The following is a 333-nucleotide window of genomic DNA, read 5'->3' on the forward strand; positions in this document are numbered from 1 at the left end:
GGGCCGCGGCTGGCGGCGATGGACCCGGCCCGGGTGACGTCCGTGACGCGCTCGGTGGCGGCCCGGGTCGCGGCCGGCCAGGTCGCCGCGCACGCGGAGCGGGCCCGGCGCGGGCGGAGCGTGCAGGTCCGTCCGGGGGTCGACGGGCTGACCGAGTGGTACGCGGCGCTGCCGACGGCCACCAGCGCGGCGGCGTGGTCGGCGGTCGACACCCTCGCCGCCGAGTACCGGTCGATGGACGAGACGCTCACCCTGTCGGAGTCCCGCGCGGACGCGTTCGGGGACCTGCTGCTGCGCACCGTGCAGGTCACCGCCCAGGTCACCCTCGGGGTG

General features: G+C 78.7%; 1 protein-coding gene. It reads left to right on the top strand.

All coding sequences use genetic code 11. From position 1 onward, the window contains the following. Positions 1 to 333, top strand: a 333-nt coding sequence (locus tag Q0963_RS16505; RefSeq protein ID WP_299448175.1) for a DUF222 domain-containing protein, incomplete at both ends; no start/stop codon positions are given.

The organism is uncultured Phycicoccus sp. (genome assembly GCF_947495705.1).
Classification (GTDB): Bacteria; Actinomycetota; Actinomycetes; order Actinomycetales; family Dermatophilaceae; genus Phycicoccus.